This window comes from Paraburkholderia sp. CNPSo 3274, assembly GCF_024206475.1.
Taxonomy (GTDB): Bacteria; Pseudomonadota; Gammaproteobacteria; order Burkholderiales; family Burkholderiaceae; genus Paraburkholderia.
The window spans coordinates 39,304-62,313 of the sequence record NZ_JAMBPR010000053.1 but is presented as its reverse complement, the minus strand read 5'-3'; the positions used below and the strand labels follow the sequence as shown (position 1 = coordinate 62,313).

The window sequence follows — 23,010 nt, the reverse complement described above, 5'->3', positions numbered from 1 at the left end:
ACCGAAACGTGCGGTTGCATTACACGCCGACCTATACCTCCTGGCTAAATCAGGTGGAGAACTGGTTCTCGCGCATCCAGCGCGACGTGATTGCGCGAGGTATCTTCACCACGGTAAAGGATCTGGAGCGCAAGCTGATGCGCTATATCCGCGAGCACAACAAGAATCCCAAGCCGATTAAATGGAAGTATGACGATCCATCGCGGCGAATTCGACCAGTGCCATTTCAATGACGCAGTCGACTAGTGCCTGTCCCCTTGCACCACTCGCCGTCATGGGTAGTGGCTCCGGAGCGTCTGTCACCACTCGCCCACAACCGGAGTGACAAGGCGCTCATCCTTCCGGCGGCGCTACGCGCGCCGAAGGGCATAACCGAAAACCATTGGGGCGGGTGCATTCTCGCTGGGGCTGACAATGCCCTCTGGTTTCCCGAGCAGACCCATCCGCAGCGCGCGTAGCGAGCAGCGGGATGAATGAGCGCCTTGTCACTAACCTGGAAGGTGCGAGGCGACAGACGCTCCGGAGCCACTACCCATGACGGCGAGTGGTGCAAGGGGACAGGCACTGGCGGTGTGAGCGGCTTTCTTTTGCCTACTTTCTTTGCCGCGGCAAAGAAAGTAGGTGCCGCCCCGCACAGGGGCAACGCCTGCATACCGACGCGAAAACAAGAAAACGCGAAAACGCGAAAACGCGAAAGCGCGAAAACGCCCAAGAACAATTAAAAAAAACTCAAAACGTAAGCACACTAAGAAACATACGCTGCAACCACCCGACGGTAGTCGCATCATTGAGCAACCCACGCCCCACCTGCTCGATCCGGGCATTAGCAATCTTCCCCGACTCAACGTAATTATCGGCCTCCACATCGTTAGGATTAACGATCCCGGAGAGCCGCAGCCGTTGATGCTCACCGCTCATCGCGATGATCTTCTCCCCCGAGACCACGAGATTGCCCGTAGGCGTCTTGCTGATGACCGTGACGGCAAGCGTGCCGGTCATGTCGCTCGAAAGCGAGTGATTGCCGCTGCCGTTGAACGAGGTCGAAGCCGAGCCGATATTGAACAGGCGCGCGAGCCGCGCCGCCGCGCCGGTCGACTGGTCGGCGGCCGTGGCCGTGATGTTGCTGTCGCGCTTCGCGGCGGCATTCGCGACATCGTTGCCACTATAGGTTTCGGAAAGCCGGATCGTGAGCACGTCGCCGATTCGCTGCGCACGCGGCGTTTCGTACAGCGAGATGGCGGTGCCCGACTGATAGATCGAGCCGCTGGTATTGACGTTCAGCAGCGGTTCCGCGAGCGGCGGCGTCATGGGCGTGTTGACGATCGACTCCGGCGTCGCGCAGCCAGCCAGAGCCGTGGCGAGCGATGCACACAGCAACACGTACGGCAGGCCTTTCGAACGAGTCGCGCGGCATGCACTGGAAATTGACGATTCCGATTGAACGAATGGCATGGCGGAGGGGCGGGTGCAAGAGTGATTCATCGGATTTAGCGAATTCAGCGGATTCGTTGAGTTCGTCCGGGCGACAGGTTGGCGTGCACCGTTTCAGCCTTCGTCGAACTGGCTGAGCTTGAGCGTCTTCTCGCTGCCTTTCGCGCGCAGCGGGGCGGGCTTGAGCAGGTATGTGAGCGTCGCGCGGTGGCTGTCGGGCAGCAGGCAGATGGTGATCGTGCTCGCTGCGTTCTCCCACACGAGCAGCGGCAGCGAAGAAGCGCCAAGCACGCGCGGCGCGCCGTAACGCGAGGCGAGCAGGTCGCGCAGGTCGAATGCCGTTGTCGAGTCCACGACGAACGACATTTCATAAAGTCGCAGCGGGTCGCCGGCCGAGGCGTGCGCAAAGCGCAGGATATGGTCCACCGCGGGCACGCCGTCCACGACCGCACGCGAGGGCGCCCAGCCCTGCGCCGTGTGGTGCGCCCACCGGCAGGCGACCGTCTGGCTCGTGTAACTCTTGATCATCATGCCGATGTCGCTGCCCGCGACGTCGGTCTCGCAAAGCAGCTCGCTCTCGTGCGGCGTCGCGCGCACCATGTCCGTTTGCCGCAGCGCGCTCAGCGGTGTGCCGAGCGAAATGCCGCGAAACGCGAAGGGCGAGTCATCCGGCGCCGGAGCGCGCGGACGGGCGGGCGGTGCAACAGGCGCTGGCCGCCGTTTTTTCGCCGCCGGTGCGGGCGGTTTCGTGGCGCTTGCCGCAAGCGCCACGCTCGTGGTATTCACTGCGCTTGCCGCGCTCGGCGGGTTCGCTGGTGCGGGGCCCTTCGGCGGGACGTACGCTTGCACGTGCCCTTCGTAGTGCGTGTCCGCGTGCGCGGGCGAGAGCGGCGCGGCCAGGTATGTCGCGCTCAAAACGAAAGCGATCAATGACGCCCGTTTCATCGGCTGGACCTCGATCAGTCGACTGCCGCCGCGCACGCGTCGAACGGCACAGCTGCGGGGTGACCGACCAGCGGCACGATCTTCAGCGTGGCCGATGCAACCCGGCATGGAAAGGCCACCACCGCACAGCCGTCGAGCGGCAGGGCGAGGCAGGCGAGGGCAATAGCCGACGCGGCGCGCACCAGATGCGTTGACGACCGGGGTGTCAGGCACATGGGCGAGCGCTGCGTCGAAGGCTCCCGTGACAGCGAAGTGGTCATGCGGAAGTATTGATGTTGTGGCCGAGCGGACCGACCGGCGTGGCCGGATGCACGGTTTCCTGCTGCGGAAAGGGGTTGCCGGCGGTGCTTCCCGTGCTGGAATTTTTGGTGCTGCGGCTTTCGCCCGGTGTCGTCAACGAGGACGTGTGCGCGATACTGCTCGAACCGATAGGACTGGTCATGATGGGCCTCCTTGGCGCAATGGAACAAAAAAAGGGGCGCGCCGAGAAGGGGGAAGCGCGCCCCGCCTTACGCCGATCGGGGGGCAATCGGCGAGCGGCGAGGCAAATCTTCGCTTCCAGAGCGTTTGCATGAAGCAGGAATCAGCGTGGCCTTTGGCCAATCGCTTACGAGTCCTTCCAGGCGTATACGAATGTGCAAGATCGACTGGCGAATACGGCGGAGGAGCCGCGGAGGAGCGGCTGATGCGCCCAATGAATTGGGCTGGAAAGGAAGAAAATCGACAAACGCGATTTGCGTGCGCCGTGTATTGGGAGGGGAGGGCGAGTGAATTGAGCGCGCGTTTTCAGGCTGCTTGGGTCAGCAGCCTGAAAGCCGGTAAAAGCGGGTGGAAGCAGGCGGCGTCAAACCCCCTTCATGCGTTCCCAGCCGTGGCGCACGGCGGCCTTGAATCTTTCCCAGCCGTTTTCCGGGTAGCGCGACTCCCAATCCTCGCGAGCACTCGGCTCAATCCCTTGCCAGTCGTGTCCGCGATACCGTTCGTCTTGCCCAAGCGTTGCGCCGTGCTCATAAGCTGCGCAATACTCCTCGTAGGACATCCCGGAGTTCGCGTAATTTGCGTCATAGTCTTTGCGGACATCCGTCTCGTAGGAAGCTTCGTCGATCGGGGTGCCCATGACGGGATCGCCCACCAGGCCTCTCGCCGATGTCCGCTGCGTTTTGGCCGCGCTCGAGGTTCGTTCGGGCTCCGTTGCTGCGCGTGTGGTGACCTGCTGCATGCCCGTGACTACGGTTGGCACTGCAGAAGAAAATGTCGCATACCGTGTTTCGGCCGCCGCCTCGGGCGATGTCTCGTGAAAATTTCCGGGTGCTCGAGCCGTGCTCCGGGAGGGTGCGATGCCCGACGAAGCGTTGTGCCAGGCACTGCTGCGTTCCTCGATGTCCGCTGCGCCCGCGCTGCGCATCACTTCGCGCGCCAGATTCACCTGCATTTCGGAAACGTCCGCACTGACGACGGTTCCGCCGCGGCGAATGAACTCCCGGTAATCTTCGGTCTCCGGCGGATACGCGCCGTGCGTGAAGAGCCGCGCGAACAAGCGTTCGAGCTGATCGAACACCGGCGCGTGTTGCCCCGCATCGCTCGCGCCAGGGGCATACACACGCGGCCCTGTTTCCACGGCGGCCTCGACCGACATCGAGTAAATGGCGATATCGGCTTGCGCGACGCCTGCGTCGCCTAGTGCCTTTTGCGCGGAACGTGCGCTCCCATAGCTGTCGTAGATGCCCAATACGGTTTGCCTCATGACTGTCTCCCTTCGCTTTCGACGGGCGGCGGTGCCGCCACGTACGAGGCGTGGGCGCAACGGCCATGCCCGATTGCGGGAACACACGATGCGGGCGATCTGGCACGCGGGGCAAGCGTTCGGGGCCACGCGGGAGACGCGCCAATCCGCACCGATGGCCGAGGCCGATCAGCGCGGTTTCGGCGGGTCCGTCATGGACCCGCGAACGACATCAATTGCCCGCGATCGTGTCGACCGGCTTGAAATCACCGTGCTGGACCTTGTAGATGGTCACGGGCGCATCCTTGAGGTCGCCGGTCGAATCATACGAAATCGTCGCAGCCGACACGCCCTTGATCGACAGCTTGTCGAGGTAGGGACCATAGACCTTCGGATCGGTCGAGTTCGCGTCCTTCATCGCGGTGAGAAGCGCCATCGTGCCGTCATACGAGTATGGCGAGTACGTGATGGGGTCTTCGCCAAAACGCGCCTTGTAGCGCGTGGCGTAGCTGACGAAGCCGGGCATCTTCTCTTTCGGCAGGCCGCCCATGTACACGATCGCGCCTTCGGCTGCGCTGCCGCCGATCTTGAGGAAGGTGGGCGAGCGCGACATTTCGCCGGTCACGAACGCCGCCTTGATGCCAAGCTGGCGCATCTTGCGGATCATCGGCGACGATTGCGCGTCGCCGCCGCCGTAGAAAACGGCGTCCGGATTGAGGCCCTTCAGGTTGGTCAGGATTGCAGAGAAGTCCAGCGCCTTGTCGTTCGTGTAGTCGCGCTTGATCACCGTGCCGCCGGCGGCCTCGACAGCCTTCGCGAACTCGTCGGCAATGCCCTGACCGTATGCAGTGCGGTCGTCAATGATCGCAATGCGCTTGTAGTGCAGCGTCTTCACGACATACGAGCCGACGATGCGGCCAGCCTGCGCGTCGCTCGTCAACAGGCGAAACGTCGTCTTGTAGCCGCGCGCGGTATACACCGGCGAGGTCGCCATCGAAATTTGCGGCAGCCCGGCGCGGTTGTACAGATCCGAGGCGGGAATGCTGGTGCCCGAGTTGAAGTGGCCAATGATGCCGCTGACGCCGTCGTCGATCAGGCGTTGCGCCACCACGGTTCCCGTGTGCGGGTCAGCCTGATCGTCCTGCGAGTCGAGCTCGAACGAGACGGGCTTGCCGCCGATGGTGGGATGCGTGGCGTTGAAATCGTTGATGGCCAGTTGCACGCCTTTCTGCATGTCAGTGCCATAGTTCGACTGCGCGCCCGTCAGCGGCGCTGCAAAACCAATCTTGACGACATCGGCGTGCGCGGCGGCACATGAAAATGCCAAGGCGACTACAAGTGCGGAGTGCGTTACCTTCAATTTCACTTTTCACTTCCCCTCAGGTGCATGTTGGGCACGCCGGACGCTCCGTGCTTCAGCGCCGGCGAGTGCGATCTGGAGTTGTTGCGGAACACGCCTCTGAGTTTCGCGTTGCCGCGTAACGTGGCGGGATCGGCGGATGGAGTCTAGGTAGCGAAAATAGGCGCGTCTTGGTCGATTAGGGTGCGACTCGTGACGATTTCTGCATAGTGGCTGGAAGGGGAGGCCGACCAGGGTGCACACGGGTAGCGGCGGCGCGCAAGCCGTGCGAAGCAGAGGGTGGTGCAATCGGCACAGCGCGGGTGCGCGCGCCTGCGCTCATCAAGGCGCGATCGTATAACGCAGAATCCGGTCGCGCGACTGCTCGAGCAGGCGCGTCATCGCAGCCGCTGCGGCGTCGGCTTCGCGCGCCACGATGTGCCTGCGCACGGCATCGTGCAGTTCGAGATCTTCGCTAGGCTTCGCGGCCTGGCGCTGCATCATTTCCGACGACACGCGCAGCGCGGCCTTGATGGCGTTGCCGATCGTGATGAACATGCCGTTCTGCGAGGCCGTGATGATGGCGAGATGGAACTCGAGATTCGCGTCAGCCGCCGCGCGGATGTCTGAGGCGCCATGCTGGGCGGACTGACCGTAAGCGGTCGCCAGTTCCAGGTAGCGGCGCTCGATGATCTGGAATGTCTCTTCCTTGCCGTGGCGCGCGGCGAGAAAGCTCGCGCGCGGCTCGAAGCAGATGCGCATTTCGAATATGTCTTCGACGATCTTCGAGTCGAACTGCGCATTGAGGCGCCACGCGAGCACGTCGCGGTCGAGCAGGTTCCAGTCGGAGAAGGGCAGGACACGTGTGCCGATTTTGGGCGAAACGGCAATGAGCCGTTTGCCCGCCAACTGTTTGATGGCTTCGCGCAGCGTGGTGCGGCTCACGCCGTAGGCGCTACACAGTTCGCTTTCGACCGGCAGCGCGTCGCCAGGCGCAAACTCGCCCGAGACTACGCGCATGCCGATAATCTTGGCGATCTGCGTTGTTATATTGCCAACGATCGGTTCGCGCTCGAACATCACTTCCCCTTCATGGACGTCGTGCACAGCGTGTCCGTGCTGTGTTATCGGGCGGTCGTCACAATCACGTTCCACGAGCCCGGCTTGAGCTTCGCGCGCACGCGTTCCCCCTCGACCGACACGGCGTTGTTCACCGCCGGCGCCACCGTCGTTGGCGCTTCCACCGTGTTCACCGCTTTCATGTTGGCATGATACAACTCGAGCGCGTGATCGAGCGTACGTTCCTTGCCGAGCCCGCGCAGCTCGACATCGAGTTCCATTTCGTCGCTCAGGTGGCGGTTGAGCGCGAAGAGGGTCGTCGTGCCCGTGGTGCGATCGTCCACGACCGCAGCGCAAAGATAGGGGATCTCCGGGAAGGTTTCCGCTTCATAGGTGGGCGAATCGATTACTGGCTTGAGCACGCGGCCATGGCCGAATTTCGAGGCCTGCGCGAACGGATGGAAGATGGTCTGGCGCCACGCGCGGCCGCCAGGCTCCGTCATGATCGGCCCGATCACGTTGACGAGTTGCGCGAGACAGGCGGTTTTCACGCGGTCCGAATTGTTCATCATGGTGATGAGCGCGCCGCCCACCACGAGCGCGTCCTCGTGGTTGTAGACCTCTTCGATGAGCCGCGGCGCCTCGGGCCAGCCCGGCTTGCGCAGGTCGTTGATGGTACGCGCCTTGTACCAGACATTCCATTCGTCGAATGAAAGCATGATGCGTTTGGACGAATGCTTGCGCGCGGCCACGCTGTCCGCCACCGAGACGATCTCCTTGATGAACAGATCCATCACTTCGATGTTGCCGAAGAATTCCGCGGTCGAGTCGCGCCGGTTCTCGAAGTAAGTGTGTAGCGAAATGAAATCGACCTGCTCGAAGCAATGGTCGAGCACGCGGTCCTCCCACGCGCCATAGGTGGCCATTTCGTGCGTGGAGGAGCCGCACGCCGCGAGTTGAATGGTGGGGTCGACCGAGCGCATGAGCTTGGCCGTTTCGAGCGCGGCGCGCCCGTATTCTTCCGCGGTCTTGCGGCAGATCTGCCATGGGCCGTCCATTTCATTGCCGAGACACCAGAACTTGATGTCGTGGGGCTTTTCATAGCCATGCTCGCGGCGCAGGTCGGAGAGCGCCGTGCCGCCCGGATGATTGCAATATTCGACGAAGCGGCGCGCCTCGTTGGGGCCGCGCGTGCCGAGGTTCACGCCGTACATGGGTTCGATGTCGAGCGAGCGGCACCATTCGATGAATTCGTTCGTGCCGAACTGGTTGGTTTCGGTGGAGTACCAGGCAAGATCGAGGCGGCGCGGGCGCTTCTCGCGCGGGCCCACGCCGTCTTCCCAGTTGTAACCCGAAAGGAAATTGCCGCCTGGGTAACGCACGATCGTCGGGCCGAGTTCGCGCGTGAGCGCCATCACGTCCTTGCGGTAGCCGCGCTCGTCGGCGTCCGGGTGGCCAGGCTCGAAAATACCGGTGTACACGCAGCGGCCCATGTGCTCGACGAAGACGCCGAACAGGCGCCGGTCGAGCTCGGAAATGACGAAGTCGCGATCGACGATGAGGCGGGAAGCGATCATGGTGTTCCTCTATCCATCCTGTAGCTGTGTGAAGTGATGCGGCCGCGCCGGGCGGGCGCGGCTCCGGTGGCTTTATCGCGCGAGCAGGGCGTTGGTGCGTTGTTCGGCTTCCTTTTGCACGTCGGCCACCGGCTTGCCGGTCGAGAGCATGTTGCTGGTCTCCTCGCCCACGATCTGCTGGATCGCGAACTGGCGCGGCACTGTGTTGGGCAGCGCGTAACCGGTGGTTGAGATTTCCTTGATTTCCGAGCGATGCGGCAGCGCGTTGAACGTGGCGCTCGTGATGATCGACTGGCGTGCGGGCAGATGGCCGGTGCGCGCCCAGTCGCCGTCATGGTCGTAAAGGAACTTGAGGAATACGAGCGCGGCGTGGCGAGTCTTTTCGTCCTTCGCGCTGCCCTTGAGCATGACCCACGAGTGGCCGTCGGCCCACACCGCTTTCTTCTGATACAGATTCGGGAACGGCACCACGTCGTAGCCGTTGGCAAGCGGAGAGTCTGCCTTCTTCGCAAGATTCGTGAAGTCCTCGATCATCCACGTGCCGCACATGAGCACGCCCGCCTGGCCGTTTTCGAAGGCCTGGTTGGCCGCGCCGTAGTCGAGCCCCGGCGTGATCGCGCCCGCCTTCATGAGCTTGTCGTAGAGCGTGAGCGCATTGGTGGCGGCCGGCGTGTGCATGTCGATCTTCGTCGGGCCATTGGGGAACAGCGTGCCGTTCTGCTGATAGACCCAGGTGTCGAACGTGCGCGTTTGCGCAGCCGATTCATTGGCGATCGGCACAGCGAAGTAGGGTAGGCCCGTCTTGTCCTTGAATTGCTTCGCTTGCGCGAGCAGTTCGTCGGGCGTTTTCGGCAGGATGGGCTTGCCGCTCGCGTCGACAAGTCCCGCCTTCTTGAACAGGTTCACGTTGATGTGCCAGAGCCACGAATGCGTGTCGAACGGCAGCGCATAGGTCTTGTCGCCGAAGGTCACGGCGCGGTGGGCCTGGGTCGTGAAATCGCCCTTGTCCACGCCGACCGACTTGAAGCCGTCGTCGAGCGGTTCGACCAGATTGCGTTTCACGTAGTCGCCCAGCACGGCCTCGTGCATGACCGAGATGGTGGGCACGTCGCGGCTCAGAATGCGCGCGTCGAGTTGCGTATAGTAGGGCGCCCACTCGATGATCTGCGGCTTTACGACGATGTCTTCCTTGTTCGTCGCGTTGAACTCGTTCACGAGCGTGGTGATGATGCCGCACTCGCCCGAGGCCTGGCTCACGTCGTTGACCTTGCCGTATTCGGCGTCGCAGGCGCCGAAAAAGCGTGACAGCGTGATTTCCGTTTTGGCTTGGGCCGGAGCCGTCAAAGTCGCCGCGAGGCCGAGCGCAGCAAGCGTGAGTACGCCGCGTACCAACGATCTTCTCATGTCTCTCTCCTGTGCAAGACCCCGCTGGCACGCTGTTCACGTGCTCCCAGTGGATCGTTTTATTTGTACTGCGAATCAAAGGCGACCGGTCGATACGTGCTTTGGGGTCACCGCCTATCGAACCGCGGTGCCAGCTACGGCTGCCACGATGTACTTCTGGAAGAACAGATACAGCACGAAAATGGGCAAGCCGGCGAAAACGGCTTGTGCCATGAGGTAGCCAATGCCCTCGGATTGCGCGAAATTGCCTTGCGTGGAAGCGAGCCCGATCGTCAGCGTGTACATCTCGGGCTTCGATGCGGAGACGAGCGGCCAGAGATAGTCGTTCCACGCACTGAGAAACGTGAAGATGGCGAGCGTGGCCTGCGCCGGCAGCGACAGCGGCAGCACGACGCGCCAGAACACCTTGAAGCGCGAAGCATTGTCGAGCAAGGCGGCCTCTTCGATCTCGATGGGCACGGCCTTGAAGTACTGCGTCATGAGATACACGCCGAACGGCGAGGCGAGGCGCGGCAGGATCAGCGCGCCGTAGGTGTTGTGCCAGTCGAGCGTGGCGAAGATATGGTGCAGCGGAATGACGAGCGCCTGCTCGGGCACCGCGAGACCACAGAGGCAAAGCACATAGAGATAGCGCTTGCCGGGAAACTCGGTGCGCGCGAAGCCATAGCCCGCAAGCGAGGCGATCACGAGCGTGAGCAGCGTCTGACCGATCGAAACGATGAGGCTGTTGACGAGCCACCCGCCCACCGCCGAGGTGTTGAGGATGTTCGTGTAGTTCTGCAGCGTGAAGGGCGCCGAAAAGAGCACGTCGGTGTGCTGTTCGAGAAACGCATTCGGCTTGAACGAGAGGCACAGCACCCAGACGAGCGGGGTGATCCAAAGCAGCGCGAGCACGACCACGGCGCCCAGCATCAGGCGGTCGCCCATGCGGCCCGTTAGCGAGCCGCGCGAGCGTGTTTCAAAAGCGAGCGTGCTCATGCCTTCTCCTTCTTGCGCAGAAGCCAGGCCTGCGCAACCACGCCGATCAGCATCAGCGCGAACAGCACTTGCGCCGCTGCAGCGGAATAGCCGAACGACCATTGGCGGAAGCCGGTTTCGTAGATAAATTGCACGAGCGGGCGTGTGGAATTGTTCGGGCCGCCGTCCGTGAGCAACTGGGCCTGGCCGAACAACTGAAACTGCAGCACCGCTTCGATCACGGCCACGAGCGCAACAGTGCGCCAGATGGAAGGCAGCGTGATCTTCGTGAATGTGCGCCAGCGCGAGGCGCTGTCGAGCGCCGCGGCTTCGTAAAGCTCCTGCGGTATCTGCTGGAGCGCGGCCAGGAATAGCATCATTGGCAGGCCCATGATCCACCAGACCGTGACGACGGCGATGGCGGGCAGCGCGGTGGCCTCGTGCATCAGCGGAACGAATTCCGGAAAATTGAGCGCGTGGCTCATGTCGGCGAGCAGGCCGTTGCCGGGCATCATCACGAGTTTCCAGACCAGCGTGACGATTGTGACCGATAACACGGAAGAGCCGAAAAAGAGCGCGCGCAGCGCCGCGCCGAAGCGGCCGGGTCGGTTCAGCACCAGCGCGAGCGCGAGGCCGAGCAGCACGAAAACAGGAACCGTGAGGATGACGAAGTAGAACGTGTTGCGCAGGGCGCCGCGGAAAATCGGATCGAGGGTGAGATCGAGATAGTTGCGAATGCCGATGAACTCGCTCGTGCCGGCGAGCAGGTCCACGCGTTCAAGGCTGAGCCACCAGCCAAAGCACAACGGAACGATCAGCAACAGCACGTAGACGATGAGGAACGGCAGCACGAATAGCGCATTGGACCATGGCGCGCGCAGGTTGCGCCGCCGCCCCTCGCGCGTTTCCGGCAGCGGCATGGCGAGCGAGCGGTTAGAGGCCATGCCAGGCCTTGCCGGTTTCATCGAATACATGCAGGTGCGCCGCATCGAGACTCATGCGGATGGTGTCGCCAGTCTCGATTTCGAGCTCGCGTGCGCGCGGCAACTCGGCCACGAGCAATTGACCGTTGGGCATGCTCACATGCGCGAGCGAGCGATCGCCTAGCCGTTCGATGACTTCGGCGCGGCCGACCAGCGGCCCTTGCGGGTCGAGCAGCACGTGTTCGGCGCGCACGCCCAGCGTGAGCTTTCCCGCTGGCAAGCTCGCCGCGGCAATAGCGGTGGGCGCCTCTACGCCGTCGAACGGCAGAGCGACGACCAGCCGGCCGCCGTTGTCGCCAGTGGGCTCGACATCGAGAAAGTTCATGGCCGGCGTGCCGATGAAGCCCGCGACGAAGCGCGTGGCAGGCCGCCTGTAGATGTCGAGCGGCGCGCCGATCTGCTCGATACGCCCGCGGTTCATGACGACGATGCGCGTGGCGAGCGTCATGGCTTCCACCTGATCGTGCGTGACGAACACCATGGTGGAGTGCAGGCGCTGATGAATGCGCGCAAGCTCGAGGCGCGTGCGGGCGCGCAACGCGGCGTCGAGGTTGGAGAGCGGCTCGTCGAACAGAAATGCTTCGGGTTCCTTGACGACGGCGCGGCCGATTGCAACGCGCTGGCGCTGGCCGCCCGAAAGCTGAGCAGGGCGGCGCTGCAGCAGCGGGCTGAGTTCGAGCATGCGTGCGGCCTCGTTGATGCGCTGGTCCACTTCGCCCGCGCTCACGCCCGTATTGCGCAGGCCGAACGCCATGTTGTCGTACACGGTCATGTGCGGGTAGAGCGCGTAGTGCTGAAACACCATCGCCACGCCGCGCTTGCCAGGCGGTTGGTCGTTCACGCGCCGCTCGCCAATGCTGATCTGGCCGTCGCTCACGGTTTCGAGCCCGGCGATCATGCGCAGCAAGGTGGATTTCCCACAGCCCGAAGGGCCGAGGAAGACAAGAAACTCACCGGATTGAATGTCGAGGTCGAGGCCGGTGATCACCTCGGTTTCGCCATACCGCTTCGTTACGCCGCTCAGTCGGATGCCCGTCACGGTGCCTCCTGTGGAGTAGTCTCGTACCGCCGCTTTTAGTGCGTTGATATTATGAAAAGAGCGGCACCTTAACCCATTCGTGTAAACACTGATCATCCGGTATCCCAAATAATGGGTTTTATGCGAATTGCGTCGATGGGGAGTGCCGATTTCGCCGGGTGTTATGGAAAGGAATCCCAGGCAATTGCGTGTCGCATGCGCGTGGGCGGTGCAATCCGTTGCCAAGACAAAAAAATACCCGCACAAGGCGGGCAAGAGGTTTGAGGAGACGTGAAGAGAGGACGCGGGGGCACCCTCAATGCAAACTGTAGCGCTTATGCTGGTAACACACACCTATCAGAACGGGGAGGGCGGCGCAATGTCGGCGCGCGTAACAATGCAGTGCGGGAACACGGATCGCTTGGCAATTGATTTGGTATCCAGATTAAATGTCAGTCCGTCGTCACTAAGGGAAAACGGGTTGCCCCGAGTGCCAATAGGCGCAATATCGTGATGACCTCAGAGGCAGCGTCGGATGGATGGCTGGAAGGGCGCTTCGACTTCGCGCGGGCGGTTCGCGATTCGCTTTTCGTTGTTGACGTACCGCAGGCGCATTGCGCGTCTCTCGCGCAGATGCTCGCCAGGGCGGCTCAAGGGTCTATGTCTGAGCGTGACGAGGCGGGGCATGGGGCCGCCATGTCCCATCGAAGATCAGTCCAGCACCAGCGTACCGAGTGCAAATGCGCCGAGCGCGGCAACGGCAATCCCGACCCAGTAAGCGAGATTCCACTGCGGCAAGAGTCCCTCTCGCCGCAATGCGTTGACGCGGAGCTTATGCTGGACGACTGCGACCAGCAAGGCCACGGTCCCGATCACGACCATGGTCGTGCCGACCGCGCGTGGCGACCAGGTCGCACCGAAGTGCCCGACAATGGGCGCACCCTTCTGGCTCTCCACGTACTCGAAGAACTTCGCCAGCGTGAAGCCGAAGCCGATCATCGACAGCGCGGTTCGCAGCCACGCCATCAGCGTGCGTTCGGCGGCGAGAAACGTGCGCTCGATTGCGAGTGAGGTGCGCGCCCGCGTTTGTAGTGTGCCTTCGTCGGGCTTCAGGGGCGCCGACAAATCGGTGTCCGGTATGGAGGCAGTTTCGCGGTCGTGAGGGGTGGGCATGGCGTTTCCTTCAGGGCGAGCCGGACGAAGGGGCCGAGCGGCTGCGTTGCCATTTCACGTACGGAATGGCCAGAATCGTGCAGAGGATGAGATAGAGCGCGACCGTCGGCGCGAACTGCTCGCCGGGAAAGTTGACCGCGGAGATGGACAGCGCGATGGCGGGATGGCGCGACGCGGTGGACAGTGCAAGTACCGACGCGTGCTTTTGTTCGGGGCCGCCGAGCCAGTGGCCGACGGTCAGCCCCGCGATCACGAAGGCAACAATGGCGAGTACCGTCCAGTGGCCGGTGACTGACCAGATTGCATGCCAGGTGCCCGCCAGCAGGGCGAGTATGCCCGCGAACAGCAGCACCGTCGCCACGAGCCGCACTGGCGTGAGCAGGTGCTGCGCCGCGCCCGGGGCGAGCTTCGAGACCAGCATGCCCGCCGCGAGGGGGGCGATGATCATGGTCAGCACGATTTTCATGATCGCAACTGGCTCGACAGCTAGCGCCTCGGCAAAGAGCCATTTCAGGACCGCTACCGAGAGCGGCACCGTGACGATCGAAACCAGCGCGAGCACGACGAGCAAACCGAGGCCGTAGGGCGCGACGCCGCCTGCTTTCTTGTGTTTTCTCGGCAACAACGGCGGCACCGGGGAGATGGCGAGCGCGATCAGCACGACCGCGGTCGGCTGCGGCAACTGGAGGTAATACACGCACGCAACCACGATGAGCGGCATGATCACCAGCATGGCGATGAGCGAGCGCAGGAGTAGTCCGGGGCGGTGCGCGATGTAAAGGAGGTCGTCGCGCGTTGCCTGCAGACCGTAGGTGAAGACCGTGCCCGCAATGGCGCACTGGAGCGCGAGGAGAATCAGGGCCTTGGCGTCCATGGATATCCTGCCGATGAACCCCCGGGCGGCGCGCAGACGAACGCCACCCGGGGGCTGCACTAACGCACTAACGCATTAAAACACGTCCCGAAGGCACGCTAGCGATGGCCGCCGCCGGCGGCGTCCATCATCTTTTCGACCACCTGGTCCACGCCGAAGCTGGCCGCTTTCTGGCGTGGCGGGAATTCCTTGAACGTCTGCAGGAATTCTGCCACGCCGGCCTGCGCGGGCACGAGGATGAATACGTGATCGAGCAGCCAGTCGTAGTAGGTATTGGATGTGATGTCGGCCCGCTCGTAGGGGTCCGTGAGCAGGTTGAAGATCTTCGGCACGCGCAGGGTGACAAGCGGTTCGGCCCATATCTTCAGCGTGCCGGTCGTGCGCTGCTCCATGAAGACGACCTTCCAGTTGTCGAATCGCAGACACGCGAGGTCGCCATCGTCGGTGAAATAGAAGAAGCCCTTTCGCTGCGGCTTCTTTGCCTTGCCGGTGAAGTAGGGCAGCAGGCTGAAGCCGTCCAGATGCACCTTGAAGTCCTTGCCGTTGGCCTTGAAGCCCTTCTTTAGCTCCTCGTTGACGTCCGGATTGCCGGCTGCCTCCACGATGGTGGGCAGCCAGTCGAGATGGCTCACGATCTCGTTGCACACCGTGCCCGGCTCGATGACCCCCGGCCAGCGCACGAGGCAGGGCACGCGGTACGCGCCTTCTCAGTTGGAGTTCTTCTCGTTGCGAAACGGCGTCATGCCGGCGTCGGGCCACGAGTTCATGTGCGGACCGTTGTCGGTGCTGTACATGACCATCGTGCTGTCGGCAATGCCCAGTTCGTCGAGCAGCGCGAGCATCTCGCCGATATGCTTGTCGTGTTCGACCATGCAGTCGTGATATTCGGACTGCCAACGACCTGCCTGGCCGCGAATGTGGTCCTCGATATGCGTACGGAAATGCATGTGCGAGGTGTTGAACCAGAGGAAGAAAGGCTTGTCCTCCTTGTGCGCTTTCTGGATGAATTCCTTTGCAGCCGCTAGGAATTCGGTGTCCACGGTTTTCATCCGATCTTTGGTCAGCGGGCCCGTGGTGTCGATCTTCTGGCCGCCCTTGCCGTCGGACCAGCAGTGCAGCACGCCGCGCGGGCCATAGTTCTTGCGGAAGTTGGGAAACTCCTTGGGATCGGGATAGTCCGGCAGTTCCGGTTCTTCTTCTGCGTTGAGGTGATAGAGGTTGCCGAAGAACTCATCGAAGCCATGCATCGTTGGAAGATGCTCGTCGCGGTCGCCGAAATGGTTTTTGCCGAACTGGCCGGTGCTATAACCGAGATCCTTGAGCAGTTCGGGGATATTCGGATCCTCTGCACGCATGCCGAGCGGCGCGCCGGGCAGCCCGACCTTGGTCAGTCCCGTGCGCAGGCCGCACTGTCCCGTGATGAACGACGCGCGGCCTGCGGTGCAACTCTGTTCGCCGTAGTAGTCGGTGAACACCAACCCATCCTCGCCGATGCTGTCGATGTTGGGTGTGCGATAGCCCATTATCCCCTTCGTGAAGATGCTGAGATTGGACTGGCCGATGTCGTCGCCCCAGAGGATCAGGAAGTTAGGTTTCCTTTTGCCCGCCATGGAACACTCCTTTGCGTAGAGCTACCGTAGACGGTAGCGGATCTCCCCCGGACCCCGTCGCCGACAGGTATGCGAGAGGCCATTTCTCCTCTGGGATTCAACCGGAACCGTTGTCGCGCACGACGCAACGAAAGCCCACGTGGCACGTGGACGTATCGACGGGCTGCGCCATTCTGGCGGCGGCCCGGTAACGCCTGCAGTAGTTCGGTGCGCAAAGGTACGAGCCGCCCTTCATCACCTTGCGCGGTATCGTGAGCTGTGGCGTACGCGGATCGACGCTCGACTCGACGGTTCCGCCGCGCGGGTTGTCCAGCGTGCAGCACGCCTTGACGATCTTCCCGTGGTCCTGGTACCAGTCGCTCGTCCACTCCCACACGTTGCCGGCCATGTCGTAAAGGCCGTAGCCGTTAGGCGGATATGAACCGACCGGCGCGGTCCACTCGTAACCGTCTTCCACCAGGTTCTGCCATGGAAACTCGCCTTGCCACGTATTGGCCATTTGCCTGCCTTGCGGCGTGAACTCGTCGCCCCACACGAACTCCGCGCCGTCCAGACCGCCGCGCGCGGCGAATTCCCATTCGGCTTCGGTCGGCAGATCCTTGCCCGCCCAGCGCGCATACGCTGCCGCGTCTTCGTAAGCAACGTGTACCACGGGGTGGTCGCCAAGCCCTTCGAGCGAGCTCTCCGGGCCGCGCGGATGCCGCCAGTCCGCGCCCCGGGTGTAGGCCCACCAGTTGTAGTGATTGCGCAGGTCGACGCGGCGCGAGGGTTTGGCAAACATCACGGAAGACGGCTCCAGCATCTCGGGTAGCGCGCCCGGATAGTCGTCGGGGTTCGCCGGCCGCTCGGCGCAGGTGACGTATCCGGTGGCGTCCACGAATACCTTGAACTGGTCGTTCGTCACCGTATGGCGATCCATCCAGAAGCCGCGAACGCGCACCTTGTGCGCCGGCGCTTCTTCCGGGTAGTGATGATTCGAGCCCATCAGGAACGTGCCGCCCGCAATGCGGACCATACCCGGCGATTCAGCTGGCGAGGCAGTGTCACAGGTGGCGTGGGTCGCTTCAGGTGCGGGATGGGCCATGATGAGTCGGAACGTTGGACTGTGTCGGCAGTAAGTTCGCAAAGTGCTGAAACGGCGGGACAGTGCGGCTCGGACGCTCTGCGTGCTCGTGCGATCGCCGCGCGCCGCGCGCCACGCAAGCAACGTACCGGCGCTCAGTATCGGAGCGGCCCCGCGCTTTTGCTATCGGTAAAAAGGGCAACCGGACTGCCCCTCAGGGCAATTCAGGGTCGACACATGTGCATCGCATCATGGGCAGCCGGAGCCGAACTCTGCCCGATTGTGCAACGTCAGTTGCCCCCGTTTCCCTATGGTACCGCGCCATTGCATGCGTGAAACTCGCGGGTGGAACTTCCGTGTTTCGCATTCCGACATTCCCGGACCACTGCATGGTCGGAGTCTTTTGAGGTGTTCAGGCGTGAGGACCACGATGTCTGTGAAGTCGGGGCGCGATTCCATTTGACGTCGCTCGGTGTCGGGATCGAGATCGACACGGGTGCGGTGACAAAGCTGTTTTCGCGACTGCGGATCGTGGGTCGCTACGCGTTTGGCAAGGACATAACAGGCGCTTCGCTTGGGATCGCGCTCAGCTTCTGATGCTGACGGCCGCGCACCGCTAAATGGCCAATTCAATCGCCTCGACCGAAATGCCCGGTAAGCCACGGATTGTTGCCTTGCGCCAATACGCGCAATGCGTTGTTTATCGGAGGTTCCCATCCTGTGCGCGCGGCCAGAAAACCGATCGCCCGGTAAATTGATATAACGCATTGCATGCGCTACGGCGTGCTGCATGTCGGAGCAGCGGGAAACCACCAAATCGTGTTATTCGAATGCGGATCCATTTATCAGCAATGGAGTGATATTGTGAATAGCCAATCCGCCAGGTTGATTCATATAGTCGACGACGATGAATCTATGCGTTCGGCACCTGAAAAGACTGCTCACCAGCGCAGGTTATGCGGTCCGTGATTACGCTTCGGCCGGTGAATTTCTCGTGAGCGAACGCGACGAATGGGTCGGCTGCCTGCTGGTCGATCTGCAACTGGGCGGCCCGAGCGGCCTCGAACTGCAGCAGGCGTTGCGGCGCGAGTCGCGCGCGTTGCCTGTCGTGTTCATGAGTGCATACAGCGACGTCCCCAAGACCGTACAGGCGATGAAGGCTGGGGCGGTGGATTTCCTCGTCAAGCCGTTCGAGCGCCAGGCGTTGTTCGACGCGCTGGAGGCCGCGCTCAATTCGGGTATGGATGAAGCCCCGACGCGTCGCTCGCTAGCGCACGAAGTGAGACTCGGCGAGCGCGAGCGAACGGTATTGAGAGGCATCGTCGCGGGCCGGCGCAACATGCAGATTGCTGCGGAACTGGGGCTCTCCGAGCGCACCATCAAGAGCTGCCGCGCCGATCTCATGCATAAATTTGGTGCCGATTCGCTGGCCGAGTTACTACGGCGCGCGGACGGGTTGCCGCTAGCGGCGCAGGGCGGCATGCGGCCGTGAGCGCAGCGTGCCGAAGGCCTGAAAATCACTGTCCATTATCCGGATCGCATGTTTATGGCCTGGCAGGTTATGTGGTCGATCAATACTATTTAGGCGCCGGCACGTTTGCGTAAATCGAGTTGAACCGGCGAAGCATGTCATTGTTACTGGGGGCGACGGAAAAGTTTCTCGCCCTTTAAGGCAAACCGTGAGGCGAGCGAATCGCTGCTTGCGCGGTTTGCCAGATTCCCGAAATTGCGCTTTCGCGTATAACCCGTATTAGAGGCGAAGGGCGGGCAGGATCCAGCCGATAAATATGGGCTCAGCCTGGAAAGGAGAAAAGCGCTTTGCCACTTAGCGTGCCTGGACGCGTGTCGATGGATGTTTGCGGACATCGATTCAATGATGTGCTCGCCGTGCGTTGCATTATTTCAGCGGCGGTAATGAAGCGAGCCAGCGTTGCCGGGAAGCACTTGCACAGGCTGTGCCGGGCAATCCTTGCCGGCCTGCTCCTTGCCTCGGTGCCAGCGCTTGCAGCGGAGCCCGCACGTGTGGTGATCCTCGTCGGCGCCGACCCGATACAGCCGGCTGCACTGGTGCAGATCAAGGCCCTCAGAAACATGCTGGAAACGTCCGCGCCGCACGGTGCGGAGGTCTACCTCGACGCAATCGACGGATTTCGCTTCGGCACGGACGACCTCTCGCCCGAATTCCTTGCCCTGCTGAAAAAAAGTACGCGGCTCAGCGCATCGATCTGGTAGTGGGGCTGGGCAACCCATGCCGCCGACTTCGCGTTGCAACACCACCGATCTACGCGTGGTATTCGACCTATTTCGAGGGCGGGGTGACCGCAGGAGCCATGTATGACTTCGAAGAGAACGGGCGATTGACCGCCCAGGCAGCGCTGTCGATCCTGAACGACCAAGGCCGGATCGAAGCGCCGACGTTCGCCCCATTGCCCGCACGGTGCACGGCAAACGCGACGCAACTGGAGCGCTATGGTCTTTCGTCCGCCGCCCTGCCCACCGATTGCGGGGTGATCGATTACCCTAAATCGATTTTTCGCGTATACCGCGGCGTCGTGCTGACTGCGCTTGCCGTGCTGCTGGCACAGACCCTCACGATCGTCGCGTTGCTTGCGCAACGCCGTAGCCGCCGGCTCGCGGAAGCCGAAGTCGCAGTACGGCGCAGCGAGCTTGCGCGCGCAGCGCGATTCGCCACGGTGGGCGAGTTGAGCGCTTCGATTGCGCATGAGGTGGGGCAACCACTGGGGGCGATTCTGAGTAATGCGGACGCTGCGGAACTGCTCGTCAAGGCCTCGCACCCCGATGCCGGCGAACTCGGAGAAATCCTCTCCGACGTGGAGCGCGATGCATTGAGGGCCAGCGAGGTGGTGCAGCGTTTGCGTAGCCTGCTTCAGAAGCAGAGTGTTGCCTTCGGTTCGCTTCCCTTCGACGCCACGCTGCAATGCGCATTGAAGCTGATCGCGCCAGAGGCGAAACGGCGCAATATCAGCGTGGAGGAGAACTTCGACGCCGGCAATGCCGAGATCGTGGGTGACGCGGTGCAGATTCAGCAAGTCTTACTCAACCTCGCGATCAATGCGATGGACGCCATGCAGGATACCGGGCAATCCAGCCGTATCCTCACGCTCGGCACGAAGCGGCTTGCCAACGGCATGGAACTCACCGTCGCCGACCGCGGCTGTAGCTTCGGATCTGCTTCGGCGCCGCGCCTGTTCGAGCCGTTCTATACGACCAAGCCGCACGGCATGGGGCTGGGTCTTTCTATCGTCCGCTCGATCGTCGAGGCGCCCCACGGGTGTGTCGGCGCGGCGGCGCGCGACGGTGGCGGAACGGTGTTCACGGTCTGGCTGCCCTGCGCGAGTGAGTTGACCGATGCGGATGCGGCCGGCGCGCCACACGTACAACCGCGGGCTCCAACGGCCAGTCATCCTGGAAACACAGCCCCGAGAACCTGCTCTTGAGCTTGTCCTGGGCGCTTGCCTCCAACATTCGCAAACCGCCCTAGACCAGCGACATGGCGAGGCAAACGGCCAGCAGGGTAAAGCCGTCCGCCCGGAATTGCCCCAAAGGGAAACGGGACTGCCCAAAGTCCCTATGGCTGCGGCACATGTTCTGGACAACGATGCGCTAGTGGCCTGCAATTGCGAGCGTTGCGTCCACGCGCGTTTCCAGGAGAAGCAGCGGGGTTGCCCCAAATCCCTATGGCGCCTGGCGAAGGCCTGTACAACACTCGGTCTATGAATGTATGGGTGAACACATGGACGGGGAGCCGCACCTGATTGTGATTCTCGAGGACGACAGCGGCTTGCGCAGAGCGATTGAGCGCCTGTTCCGCTTGTCGGGGTTTAGTACGCTTTCATTTCGGAGTGCGGAGGATAGTGGAATTTCCGATTGCGCGTCGTCTGCGTGCTGCCTGATTGTCGACGTTCAGCTTCCAGGTGCATCGGGCCCGGCATTCTATGGAACGCTGCGGCAGCCACGACCGCCTGCCGTATTCATCACGGCTTATGACGGCCCCGCAACGCGCAATGCACTCAAAAGCACCGGGCAGCACGCGTTGCTGATCAAGCCGTTCCTCGGCGCTGCGCTGCTCGGCGCAGTCGACAATGCGATGCAACAAGGATACTGAGGCGCTGCGCGCATCAAGCCATTTGTCCGATTGTCACGTCGAACGCGCGCGGCGGCTTCCTGGAGCGCGTGCCGCATCAGATGCGAAAATCCGCGGCCATGTCTTCGTCGCTGTGTGCTCCCAGTTCGCCGGAGCGGCATGCACCGATGAACGCTTTCCTCACATCGTCCGTTTTCCGTTGCCGTGTCGTGCCACGCCGGTTGTCTATTTGTCCGCCCCGCGGGCTCGCAGAGCGGAAGGTCCTCAGCATTTCGACAAAGTCGTCTTTTCTGGCGCGTGGGCGTGAAGCTTCGGCGGCGTCGCGTTTCCACCGTGTTCCTCCAGGTATTTACACGCGGAGAGGATGTCTTGCCCCAAAAGCTGAGCCACGTGGTGATTGACGTGCGGGCGGACCACGACTCGCAGGCTCCTCACCTCTTCGGCGTTTGGCGGCATCGTGTATGCGGACAGTACCCAGCCCTTTTCGCGAACCTTGTTCGAGACGTCAAACTCGTTGTACCGCGTGACTTCTTTGTTGAGTGTGACCGCTACGACGGGAATGCGCTGCGCCTCGTTCATGATCGTAAAAAAGCCGCTGTCCACGAGTGTTTTGCGCAGCGCAGTTGCATTGTCCAGCGTATGTTGCATGATTCGTCTGTAGCCCTCGAAGCCATGCCGAAGGAACATGTAGTACTGCACAGCTATCTGGAAACCGTTGCGACTGAAGTTCAGTGTCGCCGTCGGCATTTCCCCGCCCAGATAATTCACGTAGAACACAAGATCCTCGTTAAAGACCTTACGCTCGCGGAAGATGACCCAACCGAGCCCAGGTGGAACGAGGCCGTACTTGTGCCCCGAGGCGTTGATCGATTGCACGCGCGGCAGCCGGAAATCCCATTTGTAGTCGGGGTACAGGAACGGATTGACAAAGCCGCCTGACGCGCCATCGATATGCATTGGAATCGAGATGCCCGTTTTCTTCTCGTAGTCATCGAGCCAGTCATGAATGGCCTCTATGTCATCGTCCTCGCCGGTGAAGGTCTGTCCGGCGATGGCCACCACTGCAATGGTGTTCTCATCCACGTACTTTTCGAGCTCGTCGGCGGTCAGCCGATAGTTGCCCGGCTTCAATGGCACGATACGCGGTTCGACGTCAAAATAGCGCAGAAATTTCTTCCACACGATCTGAACGTTACCGCCCGTCACCATGTTGGGGCGGCTTGCATCCTTGCCTTCCTTTTCCCGTTTCTGGCGCCAGTTCCACTTGTGAGCGAGACCGGCCAGCATGCAGGCCTCGGACGAACCCACCGTTGCGGTGCCGTACGGTTCCACTCCGTGAGGGCCGTTCCACAACTGGTGCAGCCACCTCACCATCCGCGTTTCCATCGCGAATAGCTGCGGATACATGTCGTGGTCGATATAGTTTTTGAAGATATTGCGCTTTGCTGCCTCTGCCGCTTCCGGTTCCGCCCATGTGGTGACGAATGACGACATATTCAGCATGGGGTTGGCATCGGTCCACTCAGCGCTGATGACAACCGCAGCTGCTGCGCGTGCCGACATGCCGTCCTTCGGGAACTCCCCCTCCGGGATCGCGTAGTTGAACTCGTCGTACGGTGTGACCTTCTCAATTGGCGTAGCCATGTGAACTCCTTAAACGTGCAAAGACGTCACCGGTTTGATCGGTCTGGTGTTGCAGCTCTTATGTTGCTTCGCGGCCTTCCTTGTTGTCAGGCGCGGCCAGGTTTG

The 23,010-nt window shown here is 62.1% G+C and carries 23 protein-coding genes; 5 read left to right on the top strand and 18 right to left on the bottom strand.

What is annotated here, in order from left to right:
* Nucleotides 1-233 (top strand): transposase (locus M3I54_RS30035; protein ID WP_254342412.1); only part of this gene is annotated, 233 nt, incomplete at its 5' end.
* 496 nt (nt 234-729) lie between these two features.
* Here M3I54_RS30035 and M3I54_RS30030 read toward each other — a convergent pair.
* The 17 genes from M3I54_RS30030 to M3I54_RS29955 form a co-directional block, all read right to left on the bottom strand.
* Entirely contained in the window at nt 730-1,389 is a 660-nt protein-coding gene (locus M3I54_RS30030; RefSeq protein WP_375542236.1) for a flagellar basal body L-ring protein FlgH, read from the bottom strand.
* A 156-nt stretch (nt 1,390-1,545) separates the two neighbouring features.
* Nucleotides 1,546-2,376, bottom strand: coding sequence for a hypothetical protein (locus tag M3I54_RS30025; RefSeq protein ID WP_254342408.1), 831 nt, complete (start codon nt 2,374-2,376; stop codon nt 1,546-1,548).
* A 14-nt stretch (nt 2,377-2,390) separates the two neighbouring features.
* Complete coding sequence (locus M3I54_RS30020; protein ID WP_375542235.1) at nt 2,391-2,636, bottom strand: DUF6726 family protein; 246 nt, start codon at nt 2,634-2,636, stop codon at nt 2,391-2,393.
* Complete coding sequence (locus tag M3I54_RS30015) at nt 2,633-2,818, bottom strand: hypothetical protein (RefSeq protein WP_254342406.1); 186 nt, start codon at nt 2,816-2,818, stop codon at nt 2,633-2,635. Before M3I54_RS30015 ends, M3I54_RS30020 begins: the two co-directional genes overlap by 4 nt.
* Before the next feature lie 402 nt (nt 2,819-3,220).
* A complete protein-coding gene (locus tag M3I54_RS30010; protein ID WP_254342404.1) occupies nt 3,221-4,120 on the bottom strand; it encodes a hypothetical protein in 900 nt (299 codons plus the stop codon).
* 211 nt (nt 4,121-4,331) lie between these two features.
* A complete protein-coding gene (locus tag M3I54_RS30005) occupies nt 4,332-5,465 on the bottom strand; it encodes a branched-chain amino acid ABC transporter substrate-binding protein (protein ID WP_254342402.1) in 1,134 nt (377 codons plus the stop codon).
* A 315-nt stretch (nt 5,466-5,780) separates the two neighbouring features.
* Complete coding sequence (locus M3I54_RS30000; protein ID WP_254342393.1) at nt 5,781-6,545, bottom strand: FadR/GntR family transcriptional regulator; 765 nt, start codon at nt 6,543-6,545, stop codon at nt 5,781-5,783.
* A gap of 17 nt (nt 6,546-6,562) precedes the next feature.
* Complete coding sequence (locus tag M3I54_RS29995) at nt 6,563-8,074, bottom strand: alpha-N-arabinofuranosidase (protein ID WP_254342391.1); 1,512 nt, start codon at nt 8,072-8,074, stop codon at nt 6,563-6,565.
* A 72-nt stretch (nt 8,075-8,146) separates the two neighbouring features.
* Nucleotides 8,147-9,478: an extracellular solute-binding protein gene (locus M3I54_RS29990; protein WP_254342389.1), complete on the bottom strand. Its 1,332-nt coding sequence runs from the start codon at nt 9,476-9,478 to the stop codon at nt 8,147-8,149.
* A 114-nt stretch (nt 9,479-9,592) separates the two neighbouring features.
* Nucleotides 9,593-10,456: a carbohydrate ABC transporter permease gene (locus M3I54_RS29985; protein ID WP_254342387.1), complete on the bottom strand. Its 864-nt coding sequence runs from the start codon at nt 10,454-10,456 to the stop codon at nt 9,593-9,595.
* Entirely contained in the window at nt 10,453-11,379 is a 927-nt protein-coding gene (locus M3I54_RS29980; protein WP_254342385.1) for a carbohydrate ABC transporter permease, read from the bottom strand. The genes M3I54_RS29985 and M3I54_RS29980 overlap by 4 nt, the downstream gene beginning before the upstream one ends.
* On the bottom strand, nt 11,369-12,457 hold the full coding sequence (locus tag M3I54_RS29975; RefSeq protein ID WP_254342383.1) for a sn-glycerol-3-phosphate ABC transporter ATP-binding protein UgpC: 1,089 nt from the start codon (nt 12,455-12,457) through the stop codon (nt 11,369-11,371). Before M3I54_RS29975 ends, M3I54_RS29980 begins: the two co-directional genes overlap by 11 nt.
* Nucleotides 12,458-13,147: 690 nt before the next feature.
* Nucleotides 13,148-13,609, bottom strand: a complete 462-nt coding sequence (locus M3I54_RS29970; protein ID WP_254342381.1) for a YidH family protein — start codon at nt 13,607-13,609, stop codon at nt 13,148-13,150.
* Between the two features lie 10 nt (nt 13,610-13,619).
* Complete coding sequence (locus tag M3I54_RS29965; RefSeq protein WP_254342379.1) at nt 13,620-14,483, bottom strand: bile acid:sodium symporter family protein; 864 nt, start codon at nt 14,481-14,483, stop codon at nt 13,620-13,622.
* Between the two features lie 98 nt (nt 14,484-14,581).
* Nucleotides 14,582-15,175: a hypothetical protein gene (locus tag M3I54_RS45405; RefSeq protein WP_375542234.1), complete on the bottom strand. Its 594-nt coding sequence runs from the start codon at nt 15,173-15,175 to the stop codon at nt 14,582-14,584.
* A 15-nt stretch (nt 15,176-15,190) separates the two neighbouring features.
* A complete protein-coding gene (locus M3I54_RS45400) occupies nt 15,191-16,093 on the bottom strand; it encodes a sulfatase-like hydrolase/transferase (RefSeq protein WP_375542233.1) in 903 nt (300 codons plus the stop codon).
* 97 nt (nt 16,094-16,190) lie between these two features.
* Nucleotides 16,191-17,177 carry a formylglycine-generating enzyme family protein gene (locus M3I54_RS29955; RefSeq protein WP_254342377.1) on the bottom strand — a complete coding sequence of 329 codons (987 nt, stop codon included), beginning with the start codon at nt 17,175-17,177 and terminating at the stop codon, nt 16,191-16,193.
* Nucleotides 17,178-18,063: 886 nt separating this feature from the next.
* Between M3I54_RS29955 and M3I54_RS29950 the strand changes: the two genes are divergently transcribed.
* The 4 genes from M3I54_RS29950 (at nt 18,064) to M3I54_RS29935 (ending at nt 21,282) form a co-directional block, all read left to right on the top strand.
* Entirely contained in the window at nt 18,064-18,648 is a 585-nt protein-coding gene (locus M3I54_RS29950; protein ID WP_254342375.1) for a response regulator transcription factor, read from the top strand.
* 326 nt (nt 18,649-18,974) lie between these two features.
* Complete coding sequence (locus tag M3I54_RS29945) at nt 18,975-19,388, top strand: hypothetical protein (protein ID WP_254342373.1); 414 nt, start codon at nt 18,975-18,977, stop codon at nt 19,386-19,388.
* A complete protein-coding gene (locus M3I54_RS29940; protein WP_254342371.1) occupies nt 19,388-20,614 on the top strand; it encodes an ATP-binding protein in 1,227 nt (408 codons plus the stop codon). Before M3I54_RS29945 ends, M3I54_RS29940 begins: the two co-directional genes overlap by 1 nt.
* Nucleotides 20,615-20,898: 284 nt before the next feature.
* The gene (locus M3I54_RS29935) at nt 20,899-21,282 is read left to right on the top strand and encodes a response regulator (protein ID WP_254342363.1); all 384 of its coding nucleotides are present in this window, start codon (nt 20,899-20,901) and stop codon (nt 21,280-21,282) included.
* Nucleotides 21,283-21,525: 243 nt separating this feature from the next.
* Here the strand turns inward: M3I54_RS29935 and M3I54_RS29930 are convergent, their stop codons facing one another.
* Nucleotides 21,526-22,905, bottom strand: a complete 1,380-nt coding sequence (locus M3I54_RS29930; RefSeq protein ID WP_254342361.1) for a glutamate decarboxylase — start codon at nt 22,903-22,905, stop codon at nt 21,526-21,528.
* Nucleotides 22,906-23,010: the final 105 nt, after the last annotated feature.